This is a genomic window from uncultured Halopseudomonas sp. (assembly GCF_963977355.1).
Classification (GTDB): Bacteria; Pseudomonadota; Gammaproteobacteria; order Pseudomonadales; family Pseudomonadaceae; genus Halopseudomonas.
In genome coordinates, this window is the sequence record NZ_CAXBOV010000016.1 from 66,976 (window position 1) to 92,304 (window position 25,329).

25 protein-coding genes and 1 pseudogene are annotated in these 25,329 nt (G+C 57.5%); 11 read left to right on the forward strand and 15 right to left on the reverse strand.

Annotation, left to right across the window (positions count from 1 at the left end; genetic code table 11):
* Nucleotides 1–15: 15 nt before the first annotated feature.
* Nucleotides 16–603 (reverse strand): YecA family protein, encoded by a 588-nt coding sequence (locus AAC076_RS10615; protein ID WP_339845350.1) that lies wholly within the window; start codon nt 601–603, stop codon nt 16–18.
* A 174-nt stretch (nt 604–777) separates the two neighbouring features.
* Between AAC076_RS10615 and recQ the strand changes: the two genes are divergently transcribed.
* Nucleotides 778–2,907, forward strand: coding sequence for a DNA helicase RecQ (gene recQ / locus AAC076_RS10620; RefSeq protein WP_339845352.1), 2,130 nt, complete (start codon nt 778–780; stop codon nt 2,905–2,907).
* A gap of 9 nt (nt 2,908–2,916) precedes the next feature.
* On the opposite strand, the gene AAC076_RS10625 is transcribed toward recQ, so the two are convergent.
* Nucleotides 2,917–5,097 (reverse strand): patatin-like phospholipase family protein, encoded by a 2,181-nt coding sequence (locus tag AAC076_RS10625; RefSeq protein WP_339845355.1) that lies wholly within the window; start codon nt 5,095–5,097, stop codon nt 2,917–2,919.
* 187 nt (nt 5,098–5,284) lie between these two features.
* Here AAC076_RS10625 and AAC076_RS10630 point away from each other — a divergent pair, with 187 nt between their 5' ends.
* Nucleotides 5,285–6,106 (forward strand): UDP-2,3-diacylglucosamine diphosphatase, encoded by an 822-nt coding sequence (locus AAC076_RS10630; RefSeq protein WP_339845358.1) that lies wholly within the window; start codon nt 5,285–5,287, stop codon nt 6,104–6,106.
* Here the strand turns inward: AAC076_RS10630 and AAC076_RS10635 are convergent.
* The 3 genes from AAC076_RS10635 to AAC076_RS10645 form a co-directional block, all read right to left on the reverse strand.
* Complete coding sequence (locus AAC076_RS10635) at nt 6,099–7,478, reverse strand: adenylate/guanylate cyclase domain-containing protein (RefSeq protein WP_339845360.1); 1,380 nt, start codon at nt 7,476–7,478, stop codon at nt 6,099–6,101. The two genes, AAC076_RS10630 and AAC076_RS10635, sit on opposite strands and share 8 nt — an antisense overlap.
* A 223-nt stretch (nt 7,479–7,701) precedes the next feature.
* Complete coding sequence (locus AAC076_RS10640; protein WP_339845362.1) at nt 7,702–8,295, reverse strand: HD domain-containing protein; 594 nt, start codon at nt 8,293–8,295, stop codon at nt 7,702–7,704.
* A gap of 86 nt (nt 8,296–8,381) precedes the next feature.
* The gene (locus AAC076_RS10645) at nt 8,382–8,717 is read right to left on the reverse strand and encodes an Mpo1-like protein (protein ID WP_339845365.1); all 336 of its coding nucleotides are present in this window, start codon (nt 8,715–8,717) and stop codon (nt 8,382–8,384) included.
* A gap of 190 nt (nt 8,718–8,907) precedes the next feature.
* Here AAC076_RS10645 and AAC076_RS10650 point away from each other — a divergent pair, with 190 nt between their 5' ends.
* Together AAC076_RS10650 and AAC076_RS10655 are read left to right on the forward strand one after the other, a co-directional pair.
* Nucleotides 8,908–9,960, forward strand: coding sequence for an AraC family transcriptional regulator (locus AAC076_RS10650; RefSeq protein WP_339845366.1), 1,053 nt, complete (start codon nt 8,908–8,910; stop codon nt 9,958–9,960).
* The gene (locus AAC076_RS10655; protein ID WP_339845367.1) at nt 9,960–10,523 is read left to right on the forward strand and encodes a nitroreductase family protein; all 564 of its coding nucleotides are present in this window, start codon (nt 9,960–9,962) and stop codon (nt 10,521–10,523) included. The genes AAC076_RS10650 and AAC076_RS10655 overlap by 1 nt, the downstream gene beginning before the upstream one ends.
* On the opposite strand, the gene AAC076_RS10660 is transcribed toward AAC076_RS10655, so the two are convergent.
* The 5 genes from AAC076_RS10660 to AAC076_RS10680 form a co-directional block, all read right to left on the reverse strand.
* A complete protein-coding gene (locus AAC076_RS10660) occupies nt 10,502–11,848 on the reverse strand; it encodes a HAMP domain-containing sensor histidine kinase (protein WP_339845368.1) in 1,347 nt (448 codons plus the stop codon). The genes AAC076_RS10655 and AAC076_RS10660 overlap by 22 nt on opposite strands.
* 5 nt (nt 11,849–11,853) lie before the next feature.
* Nucleotides 11,854–12,207: a Spy/CpxP family protein refolding chaperone gene (locus AAC076_RS10665; protein WP_339845369.1), complete on the reverse strand. Its 354-nt coding sequence runs from the start codon at nt 12,205–12,207 to the stop codon at nt 11,854–11,856.
* A gap of 115 nt (nt 12,208–12,322) precedes the next feature.
* On the reverse strand, nt 12,323–13,012 hold the full coding sequence (locus AAC076_RS10670; RefSeq protein ID WP_339845371.1) for a response regulator: 690 nt from the start codon (nt 13,010–13,012) through the stop codon (nt 12,323–12,325).
* On the reverse strand, nt 13,000–13,413 hold the full coding sequence (locus AAC076_RS10675) for a hypothetical protein (protein ID WP_339845374.1): 414 nt from the start codon (nt 13,411–13,413) through the stop codon (nt 13,000–13,002). Before AAC076_RS10675 ends, AAC076_RS10670 begins: the two co-directional genes overlap by 13 nt.
* Before the next feature lie 13 nt (nt 13,414–13,426).
* A complete protein-coding gene (locus AAC076_RS10680) occupies nt 13,427–13,729 on the reverse strand; it encodes a YciI family protein (RefSeq protein WP_339845414.1) in 303 nt (100 codons plus the stop codon).
* A 142-nt stretch (nt 13,730–13,871) separates the two neighbouring features.
* On the opposite strand from AAC076_RS10680, the gene AAC076_RS10685 reads away from it, so the two are divergent.
* The 6 genes and pseudogenes from AAC076_RS10685 to rluB form a co-directional block, all read left to right on the forward strand.
* Nucleotides 13,872–14,726: a PHP domain-containing protein gene (locus AAC076_RS10685; protein ID WP_339845376.1), complete on the forward strand. Its 855-nt coding sequence runs from the start codon at nt 13,872–13,874 to the stop codon at nt 14,724–14,726.
* Between the two features lie 31 nt (nt 14,727–14,757).
* Nucleotides 14,758–15,393 (forward strand): L-threonylcarbamoyladenylate synthase, encoded by a 636-nt coding sequence (locus AAC076_RS10690; RefSeq protein WP_339845378.1) that lies wholly within the window; start codon nt 14,758–14,760, stop codon nt 15,391–15,393.
* A gap of 75 nt (nt 15,394–15,468) precedes the next feature.
* Nucleotides 15,469–16,686: a tryptophan--tRNA ligase gene (locus tag AAC076_RS10695; RefSeq protein ID WP_339845381.1), complete on the forward strand. Its 1,218-nt coding sequence runs from the start codon at nt 15,469–15,471 to the stop codon at nt 16,684–16,686.
* A 104-nt stretch (nt 16,687–16,790) separates the two neighbouring features.
* A complete protein-coding gene (locus tag AAC076_RS10700) occupies nt 16,791–17,579 on the forward strand; it encodes a ScpA family protein (RefSeq protein ID WP_339845416.1) in 789 nt (262 codons plus the stop codon).
* A complete protein-coding gene (scpB, locus tag AAC076_RS10705; protein ID WP_339845383.1) occupies nt 17,560–18,369 on the forward strand; it encodes an SMC-Scp complex subunit ScpB in 810 nt (269 codons plus the stop codon). Before AAC076_RS10700 ends, scpB begins: the two co-directional genes overlap by 20 nt.
* A gap of 78 nt (nt 18,370–18,447) precedes the next feature.
* Nucleotides 18,448–19,278: pseudogene (gene rluB / locus AAC076_RS10710) on the forward strand (23S rRNA pseudouridine(2605) synthase RluB); the annotation flags it as partial.
* 58 nt (nt 19,279–19,336) lie between these two features.
* On the opposite strand, the gene AAC076_RS10715 reads toward rluB, so the two are convergent.
* The 5 genes from AAC076_RS10715 to AAC076_RS10735 all read right to left on the reverse strand — a co-directional run bounded on the left by AAC076_RS10715 (nt 19,337) and on the right by AAC076_RS10735 (nt 23,902).
* Entirely contained in the window at nt 19,337–20,266 is a 930-nt protein-coding gene (locus tag AAC076_RS10715) for a GGDEF domain-containing protein (protein ID WP_339845385.1), read from the reverse strand.
* A gap of 186 nt (nt 20,267–20,452) precedes the next feature.
* Nucleotides 20,453–21,193, reverse strand: a complete 741-nt coding sequence (locus AAC076_RS10720) for a YciK family oxidoreductase (RefSeq protein ID WP_339845387.1) — start codon at nt 21,191–21,193, stop codon at nt 20,453–20,455.
* Nucleotides 21,186–21,866, reverse strand: a complete 681-nt coding sequence (locus tag AAC076_RS10725) for an HAD-IA family hydrolase (RefSeq protein ID WP_339845388.1) — start codon at nt 21,864–21,866, stop codon at nt 21,186–21,188. Before AAC076_RS10725 ends, AAC076_RS10720 begins: the two co-directional genes overlap by 8 nt.
* A gap of 4 nt (nt 21,867–21,870) precedes the next feature.
* Nucleotides 21,871–22,569, reverse strand: a complete 699-nt coding sequence (gene ubiG, locus AAC076_RS10730) for a bifunctional 2-polyprenyl-6-hydroxyphenol methylase/3-demethylubiquinol 3-O-methyltransferase UbiG (protein ID WP_339845390.1) — start codon at nt 22,567–22,569, stop codon at nt 21,871–21,873.
* Complete coding sequence (locus tag AAC076_RS10735; protein ID WP_339845393.1) at nt 22,562–23,902, reverse strand: TRZ/ATZ family hydrolase; 1,341 nt, start codon at nt 23,900–23,902, stop codon at nt 22,562–22,564. The genes ubiG and AAC076_RS10735 overlap by 8 nt, the downstream gene beginning before the upstream one ends.
* A gap of 126 nt (nt 23,903–24,028) precedes the next feature.
* Here AAC076_RS10735 and mtnA point away from each other — a divergent pair, with 126 nt between their 5' ends.
* Nucleotides 24,029–25,108 carry an S-methyl-5-thioribose-1-phosphate isomerase gene (gene mtnA, locus AAC076_RS10740; protein WP_339845396.1) on the forward strand — a complete coding sequence of 360 codons (1,080 nt, stop codon included), beginning with the start codon at nt 24,029–24,031 and terminating at the stop codon, nt 25,106–25,108.
* The last annotated feature ends 221 nt before the right edge of the window (nt 25,109–25,329 follow it).

Genomic DNA, 25,329 nt, shown 5'->3' on the forward strand with positions numbered 1-25,329 from the left:
GTCACAAAACCGGCTTCAGTGACGCGAAAGCAGCGCTGGCTTGGGCTTGTCTTCCGGGGCATGAAAGAGCAGGAACAGCTGAGTGAGAATCTCGGGAATGTGCTGCATCATGTCATCGACCATATCTTCATCCTGGGCGATCTCGGCAAATTCGGGCTGATCTTCGAACAGACCCGAGCCGACCATGATGGGTAGCAGCAACTCGCTGACGGTTTCTTCATCCTTGCTGAACCAGTCTTCCTCGCGCAGGAAAACGCCTTCCAGAAAGCCCACGCACCAGCTGCGCAGGTCTGACAGGTCGGGTTCGTCGCCTAGCTCCAGGTCGCATGGCGGCTCAAGGTCTTCGTCACTGGCCAGTTCCCGGGCAATCTGTGATTTCAACGTACGTAAGCCGTCTTCAATATCGGCTTTCTGCGCCTCGTCCTGGTAGTTGGGCTCCTCAGCGAAGAGCTCGGCAATCCACTCATCTTCAGGCACATCTACCGGGCTGATGCACAGCGCAGCGAGATATCCGTGCGAGGCAAGGTAATCCAGTGCTTCATCGTGCAGGTCGTCAGCATCAAGAAATTCCTGCAGGCGCTCGAGTTGGTCGGCGAAGGACATGGGACACCTCATAGTGGATAATGCGTGCATTGTACGCGCGCCTCCGTGCTTTTGCCAAAGACGCTTGTGCCAAGCTGACATGTGGCGCGGACTTGTCGGGAGAGGCTGGTACAATGCTTTGCTTACCAGGCCGACGCGATTCCAGGATCGGTCATCTTCATCCCAGGGAGACCCATGCGCGAGCAAGCTCTGCAGCGACTCAAGGAGATTTTCGGCTATGCCGAATTTCGTGGCCACCAGGCCGATATTATCGATCAGGTGGCGACGGGCGGCGATGCCCTGGTTCTGATGCCCACCGGTGGCGGTAAGTCCCTTTGCTATCAGATTCCCGGATTGTTGCGCGACGGCCTCGCCGTGATCGTATCGCCCTTGATCGCGTTGATGGATGATCAGGTGGCGACCCTGAATGAGCTAGGCCTGAAAGCGGCCGCACTCAACTCTACCTTGAGCGAAGATGACCAGCGTGTGATTGCCGGTCAAATGCGCCGTGGTGAACTGGATTTCCTCTATCTGGCGCCCGAGCGCTTGCTCAAACCCCGCACACTGCAGTTTTTGCAAACGCTGGATGTTGCCCTGTTCGCCATCGACGAGGCACATTGCGTGTCCCAGTGGGGCCACGATTTTCGGCCGGAATATCTGCAGCTAGGGCAGTTGGCTGAACATTTCCCCCATGTGCCGCGCATGGCATTGACTGCTACGGCGGACGAGCGCACTCAGCAGGACATCAGCCAGAGACTGAAACTTGAAAATGCACCCTGTTTCATCTCAGGATTCGATCGCCCCAATATTTTCTATCGCATCGTCCCCAAGGATAAACCTCGGCAGCAGCTACTGGATATGCTGGCTCGTCACAAGGGTAATGCCGGTATTGTCTATTGTCTGTCCCGGCGCAAGGTCGATGACATAGCCCAGTGGCTCAGCGGCCAGGGCTGGCCGGCACTGCCTTACCATGCGGGGCTGCCGTCCGAACTGCGAGCCACGCATCAGAAGCGTTTTCTCAATGAAGACGGACTGATCATGGTAGCCACCATTGCTTTTGGTATGGGTATCGACAAGTCCAACGTGCGATTTGTCGCCCATATGGACCTTCCCAAAAGCATTGAAGCTTACTATCAGGAAACCGGGCGGGCGGGGCGTGATGGTCTGCCGGCGGATGCCTGGATGGCCTACGGCCTCCAGGACGTGCTGATGCTCAACCAGATCATGGCTAATTCCGATGGTGACGAACGGCACAAGCGCATCGAGCGACACAAGCTTGATGCGATGCTCGGCCTGTGCGAAATCACCAGTTGCCGCCGCCAGATGTTGTTGGATTATTTTGGCGAGACCTTGTCTGAGCCCTGCGGCCATTGCGATAACTGCGTAGAGCCAGCCGATACCTGGGATGGCAGTGAGGCGGCACGAATGGCTCTTTCGAGCGCCTATCGCAGTGGTCAGCGTTACGGTGTCGGCCATCTTGTGGATATTCTACTGGGGCGGGACAACGAGAAAATCCGCAGCGCCGGACACCAGCATCTCTCTACCTATGGCATTGGCAAACACCTGTCTGAGCAGGAGTGGCGTTCGGTGTTTCGCCAGTTGATCGCCCGTGGCCTGGCCGAGATTGATCTGGACGGTTACGGCAGCCTGAGGCTTTCGGAGACCTGCAGGGCACTTTTGCGCGGGGAAGAAACCCTGGCGCTGCGCAAGGACGCTACCCGAACTACGGCCTTGCCATCGCGCTCGGGCGAGAAGGCTGTCATTGCCGAGGCAGACAAGCCTGTCTGGGAAGCGCTGCGGGCCCTGCGCAAGAAGCTGGCCGAAGCTCACGGCGTGCCGCCCTACGTGATATTCCCGGACTCGACCCTGGTGGATATGCTGCGCCAACGTCCCGGCAATCTACAGGACATGGGGCTGGTTAGCGGTATTGGCGCGCACAAACTGGAACGCTATGGGGCGGACTTTCTGCAGGTGCTTGTGGGTGATGCTCCCGCGGCAGAGGGTGCACAGCAGGCGAGTCAGGATGCGCAAGCCCTTGCCATGGCCGGCATGACCGCCGAGCAGATCAGTCGTCAACTGAGCATGCCGGTCAAACAGGTTTACATGCAATTGGCCCAGGCGATCAGCATTGGCAAGCTGGCGCTACACCAGGCTATCGAATTGCCCCCCGGCCAACTGGAACGCATCCAGGATGCATTTCTCAATGAAGCCGAAGAAGATCTGCCGGGCGTGCGCACTGTCGCCAGGGAGCTGGAAGAGCCTGTGGAGGAGGGCGTACTGCACTGCATACGCGCCGCCTTGATCCACGAAATAGCCGGTGCCTGAGGCGCCGGCTCAGAAGGTCTGGCCTAGCTTCATGTAAAGTGCTCTTTCGCCTTCCTGATTGGCGCCCACGCCAAAGAACAGAGGGCCCAGAACGGTATCTAGCCCCAGCATCAGGCTGCCGGCGCCTATGTAACCCGTGTCGAAGCCGTCATCGTCCTTATTGTATACCCGGCCATACTCAAAGCTGGCTCCTAGGTATACCGGTAGTCCAACGGGTACGAATTTACCGGGATTGAGACGGCGGTAGTAAAGCAGCCGGGCCAGATTGTAATTCTGCCCCGCCAGGCTGTTTTGCCGAAAGCCCGAGAACTGCCCCGGCCCGCCAAGCAGAAAGCTGCTCTGCGCCACGCCGACGTCGCCATCAGTACGCCCCAGTGAGCCGCCAAACTGGATACTGTTGGGGCCCGAAGCCATAACCTTGTTGACGCGCAACTCTACCTGGCGATAACGCTCATCTGCTCCCAGGTCGGGTTCGGACTGACGCCAGACGGCGCGTGCCTCATCCCCTGATCGCGGAAAATTGACGTTGTCCAGTGTATCGCGGTCCAGCTGCACGCTATAGAAGGCTTCCTGGAATCCGAATGATGGCAAATCTCGATCCCCGACACGCACATCTGCCTCGCCGTGGTAACGGGAAATGCCAAAGCGTAACTCGCCATTGTTGGCAATCTGCCGGCCAAGGTTCAGGCCTGCCCCGTAGCGTTTCTGCCGGTAATCGGCAACCGGATCGTTATCGGTTATGACCTCAACGTTGCGTGCCTCGGCATCAACGAAGGGTGCAATAAAATATCGTGAACCGTAGTCCAAGGGTTGATAAAACTCGCTGTAGAGGATCTGGTGCTCGCCTATCTGTACCCGCGAAAGCCATTCAGCACCTAGCGGATTCACCCCGTTGACGCGGAAGCTGGCCCCAATATTGAACTGACTGCCGCCATTGAAATCGTCTGCAAGACTGAGTCCGATGCGCAGGTAATCAGTGCCTGTTTCTCGCCCGCTGGTGCGTATCAGCAGCGTATTGATCTGCTCGCCATGGATGATCTCGTAATTCACCCGGCTGAAGTAATCTGTACCGTAAATGGTCCCCATGTCGGTTTCCAGACGATCCAGGTTCAGCGGCTCGTTGAGCGGTTGACGAATCATGCTGCGCACCACCTCGTCCGCTACTTTTCCGCTGTTTTCAACGCGTATCGCATGGATAACCGGCTGCCGTTCTGGCCTGATGTCACGTGGGTTTGGGGTGGTCGCAGTTTGTCCGTTGCCCGCCACATAAAGTTCGAGCTGCGGATGTTTTTCCAGGCTTTGTGAGCCGGCATTGATCGCGAATGCAGCTTCGTCGAAGCTGCTGAAGCCCATGGCACTGAGCTCGGGCTGTATCAGCACATCCTCGGGGCCCAGGGTGTCGAGTTGTTCCTGGGTATTAGTGCGGGTCAACAGGGTGGTTGTCTGGTCCATCACGTCGATCAGTGAGTTGAGCTGCTCGGTGGACTTCAGGGGTGTTCCGATATCCACCACGATCAGGCGGTCAACGCCCATTGCACGGGCTACGTCTACCGGCAGGTTCTTGACCAGGACGCCGTCCACCAGCAACTGGCCGTCGACGTTCACCGGCGCAAAGAACCCCGGCAAGGCGATGCTGGCGCGGATAGCCAGGGGCAAATGTCCCTGATCGAAAATGACTGCTTCGCCGGTCGCAATATTGGTTGCCACTGCGCGAAACGGGATCGGTAGACGATCGAAGTCATCTATGTCGTTGGTATGCACCAGCAAGGTTTCCAGTACCAGTCCCAGGTTCTGGCCTTGCAGTAGCCCGAGTGGCAGATTCAAGCGGCCGCGGTCGAAGCTCAAACGATGCTTTACCAGAAAGTCCCGGTCGTCCTGCTTGCGTCGGAAAGGAATATCTTCACGCAGAGGGTCATCACCCAGCGTGGTCTGCCAATCCAGCTCCAGCGCGATTTCCTCGATTTCTGCAGCGCTGTATCCCGCCGCATACAGACCGCCAATAACAGCGCCCATGCTGGTGCCTGCGATGGCATGGATAGGAATGTTGCGCGCCTCCAGTTCCTTCAGAACGCCTATGTGTGCCAGCCCGCGCGCACCGCCCCCAGATAGAACCAGGCCCGTGCGCAATTCCTGAGCTGTGGCGAAAGGAGTAGCAAGGATCAGTAGCAACAAGAGTATGCGTTTGAACATGGGATAACCTGAATACGGACCGGGATCTGAACGGACGTATTGTATACGAGCGCAGGCGTAAATTGGCGTCATTACAGCGGCTGCCGTACCACTGCTGAGACCGGTTGTCATGCAATGGTCATTTTCCTGTCATCAGGCTGCAAGGGCGCACCACCACGCTGCAATGGCATGCCAGGGAGAATGAACCATGAGCCAAGCCGAAACGATCTTGCCGGAATTCAAGCACAGGGTACGTACCCTGTGGATATCCGATCTGCACTTGGGTACGAAGGGGTGCCAGGCAGACAAACTCGCTCAGTTTCTCAAGAACCACGAGTGCGATCACTTGTATCTGGTCGGCGATATCATCGACGGCTGGCGTCTGCGCAGCGGCATCTACTGGCCGCAGGCGCATACCAATGTACTGCGTCGGGTGCTGACCATGAGCAAGCGCGGAACTCGGGTTACCTACATTACTGGCAACCACGACGAGTTCCTGAGGCGCTATACCAGCCTTGTCCTGGGTAATATCCATCTGGTGGATGAAGCTGAGCACAAGACGCTGGATGGGCGCACGCTACTAGTGACCCATGGTGATCAGTTTGACGTGATAACCCGGTGCCATCGCTGGCTGGCCTTTCTGGGTGACCACGCCTATGAGTTCACTCTGGTGCTCAATCGCTGGTTGAATTTCTGGAGAAGCCGCTTCGGATTCGGTTACTGGTCACTGTCGGCCTATCTCAAGCACCGGGTCAAAAGTGCCGTCAGCTTTATCAGTGATTACGAGCAGGCGCTTGCCCATGAGTGCCTCAAGCGGGGCTACCAGGGTGTGGTTTGTGGTCATATCCATCATGCGGAAATTCGCCGGGTCAATGGCATCGACTATCACAATTGCGGGGACTGGGTAGAATCCTGCACTGCATTGATCGAGCACCTTGATGGGCGTATCGAACTTTATCAGTGGGCGCCGGAAACCGAGCTGGCAGAGCCTGTCAGCGCCGCAGCACTGACAGGAGAAGGGGTCAGATAATAACCTTGTCCCGAAGTTTGCGGGCGGCCTGCTCGAGTGATTTGATGATCTGGTCCTTGTCGTAATTGCGAATGCCGCTGGTGTCGAGATACATCGAAAAGCCAGGCATTTCGTGCTCGACGAAGGAGGGCGCAGCTCCCAGGTCGCGGCGCAGGCCGACTATCTGGTAGATCTGCACGGGTTTTGAAAATCCCTTCACATTGATCTGTCCCTTGTCGCGGCACATGATCAGGTCCTTGACCAGTGAATAGGTTTCATGGGGAATCAGAATTTCCCCTGATTCAGCGGCATTTTCCAGTCGACTGGCCAGGTTCACTTCCCGACCGATAATAGTGTAATCCATGCGTGTGTTGGCACCGAAGTTGCCCACTGTGCAGTAACCGGTGCTTAAACCCATGCGTACTTCCAGGGGCCGCGTAATGCCCTTGCTGCGCCATTGCTGTCTCAGCACTTTCATATGCTTGCGCATGGCAATGGCCATGGATACAGCGGCCTCGGCATCCTGCTTGGCGCCCTGGCTGACGGGGTCGCCGAAGAAGATCATCACGCAGTCACCGATGAACTTGTCGATGGTGCCACCGTATTGCAATGCAATGCGGGACATCTCGTTCAGGTAATTATTGAGCAGATCCGTCAGAGCTTCGGCCTCCATTTCCTCGGCCAGCTCGGTGAAGCCGCGAATATCTGAAAAGAACACCGTAAGTTTCTTGCGCCGGGTTTCCAGTTGCACGCTTTGCTTGCCGGTAAAAATCGACTCCCAGACCTGGGGCGACAGATATTTCGACAGGCTGGTGGCGAGTCTGGCGGTCTTTTCCTGTTCTGCGCTTATGACTTTCTGCGCCTGGGCCAGCGTACGGCCCTGGCGATAGACAAAGGCGGCCATGATCAGCGTAAAAGCACCGCCGCTCAAGAGGCTACTAAACGCCACCACAGTGGTGGTATGCAAAGCGACCTGAGGCACCACAACCGCACTAGAGACAATGACGCCCAGCAATACCAGCAGCCATCCGGTGAGCATGAAAACCGGTCCGCCAATAATGATGCTGGAAAAGCTGATGAGCAGTATGAATACCATGCTAGGGACAGCGCTGAAGGCACACAGGGTAATGAAGACCCCCGTGTTGAGGCCGTCAACACCAAGCAGTGCGAGACGGCTATGGAACGGCTGCAGATTCCTGATTCTGTTGATAAGAAAACGCACAAGGTGCGGATAGAGCAGGGCATAAGCCACCACTGCGGCGTGGATCGCATTGAATCCCTGCTCGAAGAGGATTGAGCTGAATGTAATCGCTACGCATAGATAGGCGATGACCCTTGAGTGGAATCCCTCGAGGGGCGGTTTGACCGGCTGAACGCGGGTGTTGAAGATCATGGTCAGTTTTTCCCTGACGCGCAAAGTGGCCCGCTGATAGATTATTGTTCTGGGAGCGATTGTCGGGCGAGGGATGACGAGCGCACGAACAGTCTCCCCCGGATCAGTCGGGGCTATTCAGGCTCAGATCATAATATGCATCGGTGTTCAGGGAAACTGCAAAGGAGATACTGTGTTAATTGGGCAGTATCGGGAAGTCGGCCCAGCAGGGCCGACCTGTTCATCAAGCTGCGCTGGCGTCCTTGCCTACTGCCTTGTAAATCGACTGCCTGGGCTTGGCGAAGACGCGACGTAGCATCGGTTCAAAGAAGCTCAGTGGTTCGGACTTGTAGTCGGGATCGAATGCTGTCGCGTCGTATTTCGCGCAGAACTCTGCAGTGCGCTGATACAAGGGGTGGTCCTTGAATTGGTCGCGAAGGTGACGATCCATGCCAAGGTGATGGAAAAAGTAGTAGCCCTGGAATACACCATGCTTCTCGACCATCCACAGATTTTCTTCCGATACGAACGGCTTGAGTATGGCTGCAGCTATATCCGGATGATTAAAGGAGCCGAGGGTATCACCGATATCATGCAGCAGGGCACAGACGACATACTCCTCGTCCTGCCCGTCGCGGTGCGCCCGGGTCGCGGTCTGCAGTGAGTGCTCCAGACGGTCAATCGGAAACCCGCCGTAATCGCCGTCGAGCAATTTAAGGTGAGTCATGACCCGGTCAGGCAGGCCCGTGGAGAAAGCCTTGAAGTGACTGGAAATCAACTGCCAGTCTTCGGGCGTACCTTCCTGCATGGCTTTGAATCCTGCACGCTGCTCGCTCATGGGATTACTCCTCTATTTGTACTTGTATGCAGTATATATCCACGGTCTCACATCAGACTGTCGCTGTGCTGACACTCCGTTCGGTGTCAGAAGCGGATTCGGCCGGTCAGGGCATCGCGAAGCATTACCCAGTCGCCCATTAGGCTGTACAGAGGGTACTTGAAGGTGGCAGGTCGGTTCTTCTCGAAGAAAAAATGTCCCACCCAAGCGAAGCCGTAGCCGGCTACCGGAATAACAATCAACAGCAGCCAGTTCTGGGACAGTATTGCCCAGGCCAATATGCACAGGACCAGCAGACTGCCGATGTAATGCAGTCTGCGACTCGTGTCGTTGGCATGCTCGCTCAAGTAAAACGGGTAGAACTCGGCGAAGGACTGAAAAGCCTTCTCGCCTGCCGGGTTCCCTGAATCAGTCTGTTCCATGCTGCTTCTCCGGTGAATAGGGTATCCTTTGACTATAGAACAGCCACCAGAGGTCACCCTATGACTGCACGTGCCAAAGCCATGTTTCCTGTTTTTTTCCTGATTTCATTATGACCAGTTACAAAGTCGGGCTCTGTGTGCAACCAATAGCCCTATTGCCGGCAGCCCAATTGCAACATGCGAGACAATCATGACCCAGCTTGAGCGCACTACTTCCTCAAGTTGGGCGTTGGCCATTGTGCAGGCTTTGGAGCTGACAGGGCTTGTTGGCGAGGATCTTTTTGCAAAGCTGGGTATGGACCATGCGCTGTTGAACGATCCGGACGCGCGTATCCCCCAGGACCAGATGACCGGTTTATGGGGCCTGGCGGTGGAGCTCTCGGATAATCCCGCCATAGGCCTGAATATGGCCCGGGTCATACGGCCGGCGCATTTCAATGTGGTCGGTTTCGCTTTGCTATCGAGCACCAATCTGCGTGAAGGCGTCGCGCGCCTGGTGCGCTATCAGCGCATCATAGGCGAAGCATCCGATATTTCCCTGTCGCCAAGCCCGGACAGGTACACGATGGAGCTGCACATTCATGGTGACAGCGTACCTGCGCCGCGCCAGAGCCACGACGCCGCTCTTGCCTATATTCTGGCTTTCTTTCGCTGGATGACGGGCGAGCATATAGTGCCCCTGCAGGTCAGCTTTGCCTACGCGCAGCCCGCCGACACAAGTCCTTACGAAAGTCTCTTTCAGTGTCCGCTGAATTTCGGTGCGAGCCAATACAGTATGAGCTTTGCGCGGGAAGTAATGGATGCGAAATTGGCGTCGGGTAATGCGACCCTGGCGCAAATGCATGATCAGTTTGCCGGAGATTACCTTGCCCGCTTCGAACACACCCGGGTAACCCATCAGGCGCGCCAGGTGTTATGCCGGTTGTTGCCGCAGGGCGAACCCAAGCGTCAGGCCGTAGCAAGTGCACTGAGCATGAGTACGCGCACGCTTCAGCGCCGGTTGCAGGAGGAAAATACCAGCTTTCAGCACCTTCTGGACGAAACGCGCCGTGAGCTGGCCATGCAGCTGCTGCGTCAACGCAGGCTGACGCTTCTGGAAGTGGCCTACCTGTTGGGCTTTGCTGACCCCAGCAACTTTTTTCGCGCCTTCAAACGCTGGTTCGGTATGCCGCCTGGCCAATACCGTGAGCAGTACCTGGAGCGCAAGACGCCTGACCCTGATATTACGGGAGAACCTGGTTGATGGATGCTCTGACAGCTTTGCACGAACGCGTTTCGGTAACGCGCCTTGAGGGTCCTGCGCCCACCTCGCAGCAGCGGGAGATACTGTTTCACGCCGCATTGCGAGCGCCAGATCACGCCTGGTTGCGCCCCTGGCGTTTTCTGGTAATCGAAGACGATGGACAGCGGCGACTTGGGGATCTTTTTGCCAAGGCTGCGCTGGCGGATTCACCCGGTCTGGATCCGCTGGCTTTGGAGCGCGTGCGACGCAAACCTGAAAGAGCGCCACTGGTGATCGTGGCGATTGCCTCACATCGCGTTCATCCCAAGGTGCCGACACTTGAGCAGGATATGTCTTGCGCAGTGGCGGTGGGTAACATGTTGATTGCCGCACACGCTATGGGTCTGGGCGCCGTATGGCGCACCGGATCAATGGCCTCGCATCCGGTGGTTCGCGATGGACTGGGCCTTGGCGAGAACGAACGTATCGTGGCGTATTTATATGTTGGGCAGCCTGTGGGGCCGTTGAAAAGTTTGCCCAGTCTCGATGTGTCGGACTTTTTTCAGGACTGGCCTGCCAACTGAGCCGACAGGTGAATGGTTGCCTTCAGGCCGCCCAACTCACTCCGGGCAAACAACAGTTTGCCGCCATGCATGTTGATTGCTCGTCGGGCTATGGCCAGTCCCAAACCATGACCGGTGTTGCTGGCTTGCCCGGGTAGCCGCAGGAAAGGCTCCCCCAACCGTGAAAGCCACTCCTCCTGCACGCCTGGGCCATCGTCCTCGATGATGATCTGACACACCGTCTGGGTCATTGAGCCGGATTTGCCGAGCAAGGTGACACGGACAAGTCCCTCGGGTGCACAAAACCGCAATGCATTGCGTAGTAGATTATCCACTGCACTGCCCAGCTGATCGGGCCAGCCAAGCAGATGACAGTGGGTGGCGCCGCGGAGCTCGATCTGCTGGTTTTCGGCAACAAAGCGGGTGTCTTCCACGCAGGCGAATATCAGGGGGTCCAACAAGAATCTTTCGCCAGGTTGGTCCTGGCTGTCTAACCGACTCAGGGTCAGTATGTCTTCGATCAGCGCATCCAGACGGCTGCATTCGCGATCCAGGCGCGACCAGAGTGGGTCATTCTGCTGAAGGCTTTGTCGGTTGCCCAGCGCCAGGCCGACGCGAAGCCGGGCGAGAGGGGAGCGGAGCTCGTGGGATATGTCACGCATGAGCTGGCGCTGACTGTCGAGCAAGCTTTGCACGCGCTCTCCCATCTGGTTGAAATGGCGAGACAGATCACCTATTTCATCGCGACGATGGCCTATGCGGGTAAGTTGGTCAGACTCGAACCGGCCCTGTGCCAGCGATTGAGCGGCCAGACCCAACTGGCGTAGCGGAGAAGTCAGATAACGGCTAAGCAGCAGGCTGATAATGGCCAGCAGAAACATGGCTAGTGCGATATTGGCTAACAACGCCAGGGGTGTGCGTTGCCAGCTGAACAGTTCGGGTGCAGGTACAAACAAGCTCAGATGGTAATCAGCTTGCTCGGAGCTCCAGGCCAATTGAAACATGCGCCCGTGGCGAGTGCTTCGCGAACGACCTTCATTGGGGGGTGGCTGGGCGAAGCGTGGTAGTCGGGGCAGGGTGCCCGAGAGCAGGGGCTGGCCGGCATCGCTGTAGAGCTGCGCGCGGAACCGGTTAGTCTCCCGTTGAGTTGTCAGCCAGGCCTGGGCTTCGTCCGGTCCCTGTTTCTCGTACAGGCTAGTCAGCTTTTCGGCAAAGTCCTTTATTTGAGGATGGAACTGCAGCAAGAGCCAGTCCTGCTGCAGAGCGCGACTGACCAGAAAGCCTGATCCGCCAACCAGTAATGTGGCGAGCCAGAGAACGGCGAAGACCTTCCAGAACAGTCTCATGGGACTCAGTTGTCGCTTTCAGTGTTCATGCCATGCTTGTCGCCGTGACGCCCGTTGTGCCCATCCATTTTCTCCCTGCGTTCCTCACGCAGCGTCTGCATTTTCTCCTGTTGATCCTTGCTCAGTATCTTGCGTACTTCCTTGCGGTGAGCCTGACTCAGTTCGCGGTACTGCTTGGCATATTTACTATTGATAGCGCCGATCTTGTCCTGCTGCTCATCAGTCAGGTTCAGTTCCTCGGCCATGCGCTCCATGCGTCGCTCATGCATGCCCTCATGATCTTTGTGTTGCCCGGCGAAACCGGGAGCAGAGAAACCTGTGGCTAGTACCAGTGCGCAAGCTATAAAGGTGTGTTTCATGGGTAGCTCCTGTAAATGTTGACCCGGGATCAGGCCATGGAACACAGTTTCGCGGATGTCGCGTCAAGCTGGGCATGGGTTGGGTAAAGGCAGTGTAAAGATCAGTCCGAACGCATCAGCTGGTGTAGAGATAACCGCGCCCGCGTAACACCTGAATGCGTGGTCGACCATCCGTATGCGGTCCGAGTTTGCGCCGCAGATTGCTGAGGTGCATATCCATGCTTCGGTCGTATGGACCTAGCGCTTTTCCCAACGCCTGGCGCGAGAGGCTCTGGCGATCAACCAACTGACCCGGCCGTTCGAGCAGGGCGCGCAGGATCATCGCTTCACTCTGGGTCAGCGCTAACGGCTCATCTGCTCGCCAGGCCATGAGGCTATCGGTATCGATACGGATATCTCCGACCTGCAGAAGGCTCTCGGTCGCTACGGCGTGACTGCGGCGTAGCAAAGCGCGAAGGCGGGCGACCAGTTCCCGGGGATCACAGGGCTTGGCAAGGTAGTCGTCAGCCCCCAGCTCCAGGCCCAAAATGCGGTCAACCGGTTCGCCGCGGGCACTGAGCATCAGCAGGGGTGTGTTGCATTGCTGGCGCAACCGACGCAATACATCGAGCCCGTTCATGCCTGGCAACATTACATCCAGGATGATGACCTTGAAGCTGTCCTTGACGGCCAGATCAAGACCGCTGGCGCCATCGTGGGCGCAGGTCAGGTTGAACCCCTCGGTGCCTAACCAGTCGGACAATAACGCACAGAGCTCCTGATCATCATCAATGATCAGAATCCTGTTTTCGATCAATTGATCCATTCGTTTCGCTTGCGTTTGCTGCTGCGCGCCAGCATGAAACCGATCAGCAGGCTCAACAGCACCGTACCGCCGCCAACCATGAACCATTGCTGACGCTGTTTTTCCAGGGAAGCCCTGGCCTGCACGTCATTTTCAATTTGCTGGTTCTGCAGTTCGCGGTTGGTCTCGCGTAAACGTTGCAGCTCCTGGGAGTCCGAGCTGTTGTCCAGGCGTTGAGCCAGACGCTGGCGCTCGGCTTCCACCCGTGCGAGTTCTGCCTGCAGCGTTCCCAGATCGGTTTCCTGTTCTGCCGTTGGACTGCCAGCATTCACACTGCCGGACTCGACAGGCTCCTGAGCCAGGGCAATAGTGGGCAATACGAGGCACATGGCCAGGACAAGGGATTGCAAATTCTGGGTCATGAAAGCTCCTGGCTCAGGCTGGCAGAACGGGTTTGAAGGGTTTGATCAGTACATTCGCATATACCCCGGCTGCAACGTAGGGGTCCTCGTCGGCCCAGGCCTGCGCGGCTTCGGCGGAGGCGAACTCGGCGATAATGAGGCTGCCCGTGAAGCCGGCCGGGCCGGGGTCAACCGATTCAATAGCCGGGTGAGGACCTGCGACCAGCAGACGGCCGGCATCCTGCAGCGCATTAAGCCTTGCCAGGTGGGCAGGCCGTACACTCAGGCGTGCAGGCAGTGAATCGGGTACGTCGGTAGCCATAATGGCAAAATACATGGTTGAGCCTCGATCCAGTTCAATAGATGACATGGGCTGTAACTTATGTCATCGGGTTAGGTGTTGTCAGCGTTTGGCCTGCATAATAATGAAATTACGGCCTATTTGTCCCTTATTACCAATACCCATCCGGGAGTCTGTATTGATTGTTGATCTTCATATGCATAGCACCGCCTCTGATGGGATGCTCGATCCGCTCGAGCTGATGCGCGAGGCGTCGTCTGCGGGGGTGTCGATGATCGCACTGACCGATCATGACTGTCTTGATGGATTGCCGGTCGCTGCTCAGACGGCTCGCGAACTGGGTATGCAATGGATCAGCGGTGTTGAACTATCGGCGCAGTGGCAGGGACATACCCTGCACGTGCTGGGTTATGGCTTTGATCCGCAATCCCCAGCGCTGTTGCAGTCGATTGCGGCGGTACGCGACGGACGTTGGCAGCGGGCAGAACAGATCGCCCGCAAGCTTGCAGCCAAGCGAATGCCGGACGCATTGGAAGGAGCTATGGCAGCTCAGGTAGCAGCAGGAGGTGACCCGCAGAGTCCGCCGGCCCGGCCACACTTCGCAGACTGGATGGTTGAGGCCGGACATGTGCGCGATCGTGCAGAGGCGTTTCGCAAGTGGCTGGGGGCGGGCAAGCTGGGTGATATCAAGCAGCATTGGCCTGAACTACCTGAGGCGGTCAGTCAGATCCGGGCGGCCGGTGGTATGGCAGTGATGGCCCATCCCTGGCATTACGGCTTTACCCGCTCAAAACTCAGGCGCGCTTTGAAGGACTTCGCCCAGGCCGGAGGGCGGGGTATCGAGGTGGTCAATGGTCAGCAGGCGGTCGAGCAAGTCGCCTATCTGGGCAAGCTGTCAGAAGAATTCGGGTTTCTTGCCAGTTGCGGTAGTGACTTCCATACCCCCGAGTCGCCCTGGACTGCGCTGGGCCGAATGACACCTCTGCCGCCCCAATGCACTCCGGTATGGGACGATCCGTTGTTTTCTCGCTAAACTGCGGTAAAACACGACAAGGAATCACTGCGTGAGCCAGTATTTTCATATTCATCCCGAGAATCCGCAGGTGCGGTTGATCCGTCAGGCAGCGGAGATCATTCGCAACGGTGGTGTTGTTGCCTACCCTACGGACTCGGCCTATGCCCTGGGTTGTCATCTGGGCGACAAGGACGCACTGGAGCGTATCCGGCGTCTGCGTCAACTGGATGACAAGCATAACTTCACCCTGATCTGCCGGGATCTGTCTGAACTCGGTGTTTACGCCAAGGTGGATAACCAGACCTTCCGCCTGCTCAAGGCCAGCACGCCGGGGCCTTACACGTTCATTCTGAACGCCACCAATGAGGTTCCCCGGCGTCTGCTGCATCCCAAGCGTCGAACTATCGGCCTGCGCATTCCCAATCACGCCATTACTCAAGCCCTGCTGGAAGCCCTGGGCGAGCCGATGATGAGTGTGACACTGATGTTGCCAGGCGATGATTTACCTTTGACCGATCCCGATATGATCCGTGATCGACTGGGCAAGCAGCTTGATCTGATCATTGATGGCGGAGCCTGCAACATTGAGCCGACCACAGTAGTCAGTCTGCTTGAAGGTGAACCTGAGGTGCTGCGCTTAGGCCTGGGAGATCCGGAACCCTTTGGTGGTGCTCCAGAGCAATGATTCTGTGGTTTATATGCGTATAATCGCCAACGATTATCCAATCTCAACTAAAAAAGAATATTCCAGGAGTCCTCATTGAGTTCCGTTGATTCACAGCGTCGGGTTTTATCAGGTATGCGCCCAACAGGCCGCCTGCATCTGGGTCACTACCACGGCGTACTGAAAAACTGGGTCCGTTTGCAGCATGAGTACGAGTGCTTTTTCTTCGCAGCCGATTGGCATGCCCTGACGACTCATTACGAAACTCCGGAAAACATCGAGCAGAATGTCTGGGACATGCTGATCGACTGGCTGGCTGCGGGTGTAAGTGGCGGTTCCTCGACGCTGTTTATCCAGTCCCAGGTGCCTGAGCATGCGGAGCTGCATCTGCTGCTGTCGATGGTAACGCCGGTGAGCTGGCTTGAGCGCGTGCCGACCTACAAGGATCAGCAGGAGAAGCTCAGGGATATGGACCTGGCCACCTACGGGTTTCTGGGCTATCCGTTGCTGCAGAGTGCCGACATCCTGATGTACCGCGCGGGTCTGGTGCCTGTGGGGGCCGACCAGGTTGCTCACGTGGAAATCACCCGTGAGGTAGCGCGGCGCTTCAACCACCTTTACGGCAGGGAGCCGGGCTTTGAAGAAAAGGCCGATGCCGCCGTCCACAAGATGGGCAAGAAAACTGCCAAGCTGTACAGCAAGCTGCGCAAGGCATACCAGGAGCAGGGTGATGCCGAGGCACTGGAAACGGCCCGCGCGCTGCTCAAGGAACAGCAGAATATTACCCTGAGTGACAAGGAGCGGCTGTTTGGCTATCTCGAGGGCGGCGGTAAGGTCATCCTGCCCGAACCCCAGGCGCTTCTGACACCCGACTCCAAGATGCCGGGTCTGGACGGTCAGAAAATGTCCAAATCCTATGGAAATACCATCACGCTGCGCGATACCAGCGACGAGGTGGACACCAAGGTGCGGCGTATGCCGACCGATCCCGCGCGTGTGAGGCGCACGGATCCGGGTGAGCCAACCAAATGTCCGGTTTTCCAGCTGCATCAGGTCTACACCGACAAGGCAACTCACGAGTGGGTCAAGGAAGGTTGTCGCAGCGCCGGCATCGGCTGTCTGGATTGCAAAAAGCCTGTTATTGATGCGATCGTCACCGAGCTGGCACCCATCCAGGAGCGTGCGGCTGATTTCGAGTCCAACCCCGATGCGGTGCGGATGATACTCAGTGAGGGTACCGAGCGCGCCCGCGAGGCGGCCCGCGATACCCTGGTCGAAGTCCGTCAGGCCATGGGCCTGCAGTACCGCGAGTAAATATGAGCAGCGACGAGCAGGACCCGCAGCCGCAAAGCGTCGTCGTGACGCCCCAGGTCGCTGCGAGCCTGCCGGCGCAACTGGTGGCTGGTCGACAGCAGGAAATGCCCTTCGCCATGGTGCATGGCAAGGCGGTGACCGAGATGCCCCAGGACCTTTATATCCCGCCTGAAGCACTGGAAGTCTTTCTCGAAGCCTTCGAAGGCCCCCTTGACCTGCTCCTATATCTTATTCGTCGCCAGAATATCGATATTCTGGAGATTCCGGTCGCCGAAATTACCAAGCAGTACATGGGTTATGTTGAGCTGATGAAGGTCGTTCGACTGGAGCTGGCTGCCGAGTACCTGGTAATGGCGGCGATGCTTGCGGAGATCAAATCACGCATGCTGCTGCCCAGGCACGCAGAGGACGAAGATGAGGAGCACGACCCTCGCGCCGAACTGATCCGGCGACTGCAGGAGTATGAGCGTTTCAAGCAGGCAGCCGAAGATATCGACAGCTTGAGCCGAGTAGGTCGTGATACCACCGTGGCCAGTGTCGAGGCGCCCCAGGTGCAAAGTCGCCGGGCGCACCCGGAAGTGGACATGCAGGAACTCTTACTTGCGTTTTCTGAGGTGTTGCGCCGGGCTGATATGTTCGAAAGTCACCAGGTCACCCGCGAAATTCTCTCGACCCGCGAACGCATGGCCGAGGTGCTGGACCGCCTCAAAGGGCAGCAATTTGTGCCTTTCGTCAGTCTGTTTACCGTGGGGGAGGGCAAGCTGGGGGTGGTAGTCACCTTCATGGCCGTTCTTGAGCTCGTCAAGGAGCAGTTGATCGACCTGGTCCAGGGTGATGCCTTTTCGCCCATTCATGTGAAAGTGCGAGGTGATGATGTCCCAGCCGACGATTGAACAGATAGTGGAAGCGGCGCTTCTGGCTGCGGGTCGGCCGCTTACGCTGGATCGCCTGCGTGAACTTTTCGATGAGGGCCGGGAGCCGAGTCTTGATGAGTTGCGCGTCGCCCTGGCCAGTATTGCCAGTCATTACGAAGGGCGCAGCATAGAGTTGCGTGAAGTGGCCAGCGGCTGGCGGCTGCAGGTGCGCGAATCGTTTTCGCCCTGGGTCAGCAGGCTCTGGGAAGAACGACCGCAACGCTATTCCCGTGCCATGCTTGAAACACTGGCGCTGATCGCCTATCGCCAACCGATTACGCGCGGAGAGATCGAGGATGTGCGTGGCGTAGCGGTCAGTAGTCATATCGTCAAAACCCTGCTTGAGCGGGAGTGGGTAAGGATTGTTGGCCATCGCGACGTGCCGGGCCGGCCAGCCATGTACGCAACGACCCGTCAGTTTCTCGATCATTTCAATCTGCGCAGTCTCAGTGACCTGCCTCCCCTGGCTGAAATACGCGATCTTGATCAGATGGAACCGGAGCTCGGATTACAGGACGAAGGCGCCGATGCCGATCAGGATGCCGCCACCCCCTGGATGCCATTCGAGCCACTCCAGCCGCTGGATCGAGAAGCCGCTGATACTGGATTTCATACGTTGATGGCAGAGCTGGGCTCGATGGAATCCAATATCAAGACAGATTTCGAAGACCTCCGACCACAAGCAACGGATATGCAAGAGGATGAAGATCCCTCAGGTGAGAGCAGGGACGGGGGGAACAAGGATCGCGGAGACGGCACCGAGGGCTGATAATCGGCTGTTACAGTCCCAGGACCGGTGATAAGATGCTCGGTCTCGAATTACCCATCACACCGGGAGGTGCTCAGCATGTCAGACCAACCCTCAAACCCCGTTACCGGGGAAAAGCTCCAGAAAGTACTAGCTCGCGTTGGGCTTGGCTCGCGGCGCGAAATCGAATCCTGGATCGAAGCCGGACGCATCAGCGTCAATGGCCAGGTCGCCAGTCTTGGCGCTCGGGTCGACAGCCTTGATCAGATTCTGGTCGATGGCCGCCCGGTCAAGCGCGATATCGCCAACGAAGAAGCTCGCCGCGTCATGCTTTATAACAAGCCCGAGGGTGAGGTTTGTACACGCGATGATCCTGAGGGTCGCCCCACCGTTTTTGATCGTCTGCCGCGCCTCAAGCACGGGCGCTGGATCAATATCGGCCGCCTGGACATCAATACCTCCGGCCTGCTGCTGTTCACCACGGATGGCGAGCTGGCTAATCGTTTGATGCACCCGTCCTATCAGATGGACCGTGAATATGCGGTGCGAGTGATGGGTGAGGTGGACGACGAGATGATCGAGCGGCTGAAGACGGGCGTCATGCTGGATGATGGTCCTGCCCGGTTTACAGATATCGTTGCCTCCGGTGGCGAAGGCATAAATCGGTGGTACCACGTATGTCTTATGGAAGGCCGCAACCGTGAGGTGCGCCGGCTGTGGGAGTCACAGGGTATGCGGGTCAACCGTTTGAAGCGTGTGCGTTTCGGACCGGTATTTCTTGGCCCAGAGCTGCCCGTAGGTCGCTGGCGTGAAATGAAGCAGAATGAAATCGATGCCCTTAGCCAGGAAGTGGGGCTGGAGTCGATTGCATTACCGGCGATGAAGACCAGCGAGAAAGAAAAGATGCAGCGCATGGCGCGCAAGCCATCCATGCACCAGGCCCGTACGGTGCGTCGTACCAAGGTTCCGCACGGTCGCAAGTAAGCGCTTACTGCACGGCGATCCGGTTACGGCCGCCTCGCTTGGCGCTGTACATGAGCTTGTCGCAGCGATCCAGAACTTCGCGATTGCCCTCATCCAGGCGCCGGGTTGCAACTCCGATGCTCGCGGTAATCGCGATGGATACCCCGTCGGTCTGGAACTGCATTTCTTCAATCGCACTGCGTATGCGCTCTGCGACCATGCGTGCTTCTCGGGCTGCGGTGTCACTCAGCAGAACCACAAACTCTTCTCCGCCCATGCGAAACACATCGTCCACGCCGCGCAGGCAATTGCGCACGCAGTTGACTACAGCCTTTAAAGCCTCGTCTCCGCAAGCGTGACCGTACTGATCGTTGATCTGCTTGAAGTAGTCGATATCCAGCACCAGCAGGGAGAGTGTCGAGCGATTTCTGATCGATAGCTTGACCTCGCGATCCAGCGCGCGGTCCATAGCCAGGCGATTACCCACACCGGTCAGACTGTCATTGTGCGCACAATAGGCCGCCTCACGGTAAAGCAATGCGTTACGCAGGGGGTACAGCAGATTGCCCAGAAGGGTTTCCAGCGTTTTCAGGTGGGTTTCGTTAAAGCGTTTTTTACGACTGAACTGAATCTCGCCCAGGAAGCTGCCGGCATGGGTCATACGATAGCTGCAGCGATGCAGGCTCGACTGTCCAATACGCTGATGCAGATCCCTTCCCTCCAACCGGTACTCCAGGCAGTCAAGGCCCATGAAAGCGCGTAGTTCCTGGAAGAACAGTTCCAGAACTCTATCGAGTTCCAGCGTGGTTTGCAGGCTCCGAGTAAGCTTGTCCTGAACCGCAGTCAAGCTGAGCTGACGGTTTTCGGCGGGCATGACAGTGACGGATGTCATGTTCTCGCTTAGCTTCAAGCGAGCGGAGTCAAAATCGATGGTATTTCCCTGGGTCAGAGTCATGAGCAGTCCTGCGCGCCGGTTTGGGGTTAACCGATTTAAAGCAGGTTGTGTGCCAATAAATTAAATTCCATATTAAACAATGATATGCGGAACGTATTTGCCTGATTTGGCACAAGCGCGGCAGAAATTTGCCGCATCGCACCGGTCCATCGGCGGGGCGATGCCATACCAATGTCAAAATGCTGGCTATTGGGCGTTTATTGCCTGACCGTTGATACCTTGGCTGTCAGATCCAAGCAAGTAGAGGAAAGCGGGCATAATCTCGGCAGGCTCAGGATTCTTCTCCGGTGGCTCACCGGGATAGGCTGCCTTGCGCATCGAGGTACGCGTCGCGCCGGGATTGAGGCTGTTGACACGGATAGCACTGGTACCATCCTGTTCGTCAGCGAGCACCTGCATCAGCCCCTCGAGTGCAAACTTGCTAACCGCATAAGGCCCCCAGTAGGCCTTGCCCTGGCGACCCACGCTGGAGGAGACGCAAATCACCGACGCATCTGCAGACTGGCGCAGCAAAGGCATCATCGCCTTGGTCAGCAGGAAAGGTGCATTGACATTGACCTGCATCAACTGCAGCCAGGCTTCGGCTTTCACATTGTCCAGCATGGTACGAGGCCCAAGCAGAGCAGCGTTATGTACCAGCCCATCGAGCTTGCCGAACGTATCGAATAATTGGTCGGCGAGATCCTGATAGTCCTTTTCCAGAGCCGTCTCCAGATTCAGCGGGCACATGGCTGGCCGCGGATAGCCGGCAGCTTCTATTTCGTCATAGACCGCTTCCAGTTTCGATGGCGTGCGGCCGATCAGGACTACTGTTGCGCCATGAGCTGCGCAGCTGAGCGCACAGGCTCTGCCGATACCGTCTCCGGCGCCAGTAATAAGGATGACGCGATCGGTGAGTAGGCTGGGTGGGGCTTGATAGTCAAACATCGAATATCTCCTGGTTGCGTCTTGCCTCTAGCCAAGGGCGCAGTTCAACGGGGGATTGTATGCTGTGGGTGGCCTTCCAGTGACTCGGGTCCGCCTCCGGTGGTATGTAACCGTAAAGAGCGGCTACGGTGGCCATGCCAGCTGCCTGGCCGGCCTGGATGTCACGTTGATGGTCACCAATAAAGACACAATGCTGCGGATCGGTGCCCATTTCACTGCAGGCTTTGAGCAGAGACTCGGGGTGGGGTTTGCCCTGAGTTACATGATCCGGGCACACCAGACTGTGGCAACGACTACCGAGGCCAACTGCGTCCAGGAGAGGCGCGCTGAAACGGCTCAGCTTGTTGGTAACCACGCCCCAGGGAATATGTTCGGCTTCCAGCCACTCGAGTAATTCAACGATGCCTGGATAGACACACGCGTGAACAGCCAGGTCTTTTTCGTAGCGTTGCAGGAATTCGTTCCGCAGCTCCGCCATGCGAGGGTCATCGGCTTCCAGCGAGTAGGCCGCAGCCAGCATGCCGGCCGAGCCATCGGAAACCCGATTGCGTATTAGTGCATTGTCCACGGCTGCAAGGCCTGCTTCGCTTCGCATAGCGCTAACGATGGCCATGAAGTCGTCCGCAGTATCGATCAGCGTGCCGTCCAGATCAAAGAGAACACTGCTCAACATGCTATCAAAGGCCCCGTTGTGTATGGACCATGTAGTTCACGTCTACATTTTGCTCGAGCTTGTAGACCTTCGTCAGTGGATTGTAGGTCAGGCCGATAATGTCCTGCATGTCCAGTCCGGCCTCGCGGGACCAGCCACCGAGTTCGGCGGGCTTGATGAACTTGGCAAATTCATGGGTGCCGCGCGGCAGTAGCTTGAGAATGTATTCAGCTCCCACAATGGCAAACACAAAGGATTTGGGGTTGCGGTTGATTGTGGAGAAAAACACGTGGCCGCCTGGCTTGACCAGGGTGGCGCAGGCACGAATGACCGAACTGGGGTCCGGCACATGTTCGAGCATCTCCAGGCAGGTTACGATGTCAAAACGCCCCGCATGCTCTTCAGCCATTTGCTCGGCAGTTGTCTGCTGGTAGTCCACTTCCACGCCTGATTCCAGTTGGTGCAACCGGGCAACCGCAAGGGGTGCTTCGCCCATGTCTATACCGGTCACCTTGGCTCCACGCAGGGCCATGGCTTCAGCCAGGATGCCTCCGCCGCAGCCCACATCAAGCACTTCCATGCCGGCCAGGCCGACTTTCTGTTCAATCCAGTTAGTGCGCAGCGGATTGATCTGGTGCAGCGGCTTGAACTCGCTATTGCGGTCCCACCAGCGGCTGGCCAGGGCCTCGAACTTGGCAATTTCGGCGCGATCGACGTTAAGCATGATCTTCGTCCCTCTTAAGAATCTGTTGTGACCACTGGTTGACTGCGGCGAGCAGTCCGTCCTGATCCGGGAGTATGAGCTGGCCCGCGTTGACCTTCTCACGGCCGGCCACCCACACGTGGGATACATGGCTGGCGTTGCAGGTGTAGAGCAGTTGCGAAACAGGATGGTAGACCGGCTGGTGCACCAGAGCGGAGAGATCAACGGCAGTGATGTCAGCCGACTTGCCCACTTCCAGTGAACCGGTATCTTCGCCGATACCCATTGCCAATGCCCCGCCCATGGTCGCCATATGCAGAGCCTGGTGGGCATTTAACGCGGTTGACGAGCCAGTGCTGCTTTTGGCCAGCAGCGAGGCTGTACGCATTTCGCCAAACATGTCCAGATCGTTGTTGCTGGCTGCGCCATCAGTGCCCAAGGCAACATTCACGCCGGCATCAAGCAGCCGTTGCACCGGGCAGATGCCGCTCGCCAGCTTCATGTTCGACTCCGGGCAGTGGATCACTGAAACGCCATGACTGACCAGCAGCTCAAGATCTTGATCGTTGATCTGGGTCATGTGTACCGCCTGAAGGCGCGGATTCAGCAGGCCCAGTGTCTTGAGTCGTTGTAATGGTCGTTCGCCGCCCTGCGCAAGGGCGTCGGATACTTCCCCTGCTGTTTCGTGAACGTGCATGTGCACCGGCATTTCCAGTTCGTCGGCGAGCATCCGCACGTTAGCCAGCGTGGCATCGCCCACGGTGTAGGGGGAGTGGGGGCCGAAAGCAATACTCAGCAATGTGTTGTGCTTCAGCTCGTCGCGAAGCCTCAAGCCCTTGGAAGTTGCTTCGGCACTGTCCCGTGCACCTGGAATCGGATTGTCGATCACTGGAAAGGCCAGCTGTGCACGCATACCCGAGTCGATTACCGCCTCGGCGGCGATCTCAGGGTGAAAGTACATGTCGGCAAAACAGGTTGTACCGCCACGTAGCATCTCGGCAATGGCCAGGCGGGTTCCCAGACGGACGAAGTCCTCGTTGACCCAGCGCGCCTCGGCCGGCCAGATATGTTCCTGCAGCCAGGTCATCAAGGGAAGATCGTCCGCCAGACCCCGAAAAAGACTCATTGCGGCATGGCCATGGGCGTTGATCAGCCCTGGTATGAGGACATGGCCAGGCAGTTCGCGGCGCACGGTCGCCTGCACATTAGCGGCCTGCGCGCGGGTAATTATGCCGACGATGCGGCCCTCGTGGACAGCCAGGGCATGCTCTGACAGTACCGTGCCATTGGGTACTACAGGCACGATCCAGCTGGGCAGAATCAGCAGGTCGATTCGGTCGGGTAGTGGCGTCATTGGGAGTTCGTCTTGGATCATGTGGGCCAGTATAACGTTTGCCGGATCAGCCGTGCAGCGGCTTTTCATTTCCATGTTCGTCAGCGGGTGGCGGCCACGGGTATAATGGTGTTTTGGGAGTTATTCATGCAGCGAGCCGTTAACACAGAGGTTGCCGACACTTTCAGCGCGCTGACCTGGCACGAAAACGCCCTGAGGTTGCTGGACCAGCGTCTGCTGCCAGGCCGCGAAGAATACATCGACTGCACAGACGCTGCCCAGGTGGCGACTGCCATTCGTGACATGCTGGTGCGCGGGGCCCCGGCTATCGGCATCGCCGGCGCCTACGGTGTAGCGCTTCAGGCTAGAGTTATCGGCAGCAGCGATGACTGGCCGGCGGCACTCAATAACGCCTTTGAGTTACTCGGTGCCGCCCGACCCACCGCAGTGAATCTGTCCTGGGCGCTGAAAATGATGCGTGATCGACTTCAGCGCCTGGCGCCGGACGCCGACGTGCCTGCGCGCCTTCTGGAGGCTGCCCGTTCGATCCATCAGAGCGATCTGGAGGCCAACCTGACCATGGGTAAGCTGGGTATGCAGCTGATCCGCAAGCATCACAAGACTGCTCAGAACATTCTGACCCACTGCAATACCGGTGCGCTGGCCACCGGTGGCTACGGTACTGCCCTGGGAGTTATACGGGCTGCCCAGGCCGCAGGTCTAGTGGATACGGTCTTTGTCGATGAAACCCGGCCCTGGCTGCAGGGCTCGCGTCTGACTGCCTGGGAGTTGCAGCGCGAGGGTATCAAGGCCTGCGTTCACGTGGATGCAGCCGCCGGACATCTGATGAAGACACGCGACATCACCTGGGTCATTGTCGGCGCAGACCGTATTGCCGCCAATGGCGACGTGATCAACAAGATTGGCACCTATGCGCTGTCCATTCTGGCGATGCATCACGGCCTGCGCTTCATGGTTGTGGCGCCCAGTTCCAGTATCGACATGGCACTCGAAAACGCTGATGAGGTAGTTATCGAGGAGCGCCCAGCTGAAGAGGTATTTGTTCTGGGCGATCAGAGCGTGGATGCAGGTATTCCGGCCTTCAATCCAGTATTCGACGTTACGCCCGCCGACCTGATCGATGTCATTGTGACCGAAAAGGGCATTGTCGAACGACCAGATGCCAAAAAACTGGCTGATCTGATGAGCCACAGACATCTGCACTAGCCTTTCTGTCGGGATTCGTAGCGTCTGAGCGTGAGAGAGTCCCTGGGGGAAGTCTTTCGGCTCCCTCCGCAGCCCGCCCTGTGGTATTCTATCGGGCTTTAATCGGCCCGCCGGGCTTGGTTGCTGAATCGCTGTAACAAAAGCCTTTCAGCGGCTCTCCGGGGCTTTCAAATGCGCTGAACAATTGCTATGGGCATCGTCACGTTGCCGACAATAAAAGG

What these genes read in the sequence shown, in the direction of transcription:
- AAC076_RS10725 (WP_339845388.1), bottom strand. Translation starts at nt 21,866, where the DNA reads ATGTTGAGCAGTGTTCTCTTTGATCTGGACGGCACGCTGATCGATACT.
- AAC076_RS10655 (WP_339845367.1), top strand. Translation starts at nt 9,960, where the DNA reads ATGGATGCTCTGACAGCTTTGCACGAACGCGTTTCGGTAACGCGCCTT.
- AAC076_RS10670 (WP_339845371.1), bottom strand. Translation starts at nt 13,012, where the DNA reads ATGGATCAATTGATCGAAAACAGGATTCTGATCATTGATGATGATCAG.
- AAC076_RS10660 (WP_339845368.1), bottom strand. Translation starts at nt 11,848, where the DNA reads ATGAGACTGTTCTGGAAGGTCTTCGCCGTTCTCTGGCTCGCCACATTA.
- AAC076_RS10650 (WP_339845366.1), top strand. Translation starts at nt 8,908, where the DNA reads ATGACCCAGCTTGAGCGCACTACTTCCTCAAGTTGGGCGTTGGCCATT.
- AAC076_RS10680 (WP_339845414.1), bottom strand. Translation starts at nt 13,729, where the DNA reads ATGTATTTTGCCATTATGGCTACCGACGTACCCGATTCACTGCCTGCA.
- AAC076_RS10615 (WP_339845350.1), bottom strand. Translation starts at nt 603, where the DNA reads ATGTCCTTCGCCGACCAACTCGAGCGCCTGCAGGAATTTCTTGATGCT.
- AAC076_RS10630 (WP_339845358.1), top strand. Translation starts at nt 5,285, where the DNA reads ATGAGCCAAGCCGAAACGATCTTGCCGGAATTCAAGCACAGGGTACGT.
- mtnA (WP_339845396.1), top strand. Translation starts at nt 24,029, where the DNA reads ATGCAGCGAGCCGTTAACACAGAGGTTGCCGACACTTTCAGCGCGCTG.
- AAC076_RS10635 (WP_339845360.1), bottom strand. Translation starts at nt 7,478, where the DNA reads ATGATCTTCAACACCCGCGTTCAGCCGGTCAAACCGCCCCTCGAGGGA.
- ubiG (WP_339845390.1), bottom strand. Translation starts at nt 22,569, where the DNA reads ATGCTTAACGTCGATCGCGCCGAAATTGCCAAGTTCGAGGCCCTGGCC.
- AAC076_RS10665 (WP_339845369.1), bottom strand. Translation starts at nt 12,207, where the DNA reads ATGAAACACACCTTTATAGCTTGCGCACTGGTACTAGCCACAGGTTTC.
- AAC076_RS10625 (WP_339845355.1), bottom strand. Translation starts at nt 5,097, where the DNA reads ATGTTCAAACGCATACTCTTGTTGCTACTGATCCTTGCTACTCCTTTC.
- scpB (WP_339845383.1), top strand. Translation starts at nt 17,560, where the DNA reads ATGTCCCAGCCGACGATTGAACAGATAGTGGAAGCGGCGCTTCTGGCT.
- AAC076_RS10675 (WP_339845374.1), bottom strand. Translation starts at nt 13,413, where the DNA reads ATGACCCAGAATTTGCAATCCCTTGTCCTGGCCATGTGCCTCGTATTG.
- AAC076_RS10640 (WP_339845362.1), bottom strand. Translation starts at nt 8,295, where the DNA reads ATGAGCGAGCAGCGTGCAGGATTCAAAGCCATGCAGGAAGGTACGCCC.
- recQ (WP_339845352.1), top strand. Translation starts at nt 778, where the DNA reads ATGCGCGAGCAAGCTCTGCAGCGACTCAAGGAGATTTTCGGCTATGCC.
- AAC076_RS10720 (WP_339845387.1), bottom strand. Translation starts at nt 21,193, where the DNA reads ATGTTTGACTATCAAGCCCCACCCAGCCTACTCACCGATCGCGTCATC.
- AAC076_RS10700 (WP_339845416.1), top strand. Translation starts at nt 16,791, where the DNA reads ATGCCCTTCGCCATGGTGCATGGCAAGGCGGTGACCGAGATGCCCCAG.
- AAC076_RS10715 (WP_339845385.1), bottom strand. Translation starts at nt 20,266, where the DNA reads ATGACTCTGACCCAGGGAAATACCATCGATTTTGACTCCGCTCGCTTG.
- AAC076_RS10645 (WP_339845365.1), bottom strand. Translation starts at nt 8,717, where the DNA reads ATGGAACAGACTGATTCAGGGAACCCGGCAGGCGAGAAGGCTTTTCAG.
- AAC076_RS10735 (WP_339845393.1), bottom strand. Translation starts at nt 23,902, where the DNA reads ATGACGCCACTACCCGACCGAATCGACCTGCTGATTCTGCCCAGCTGG.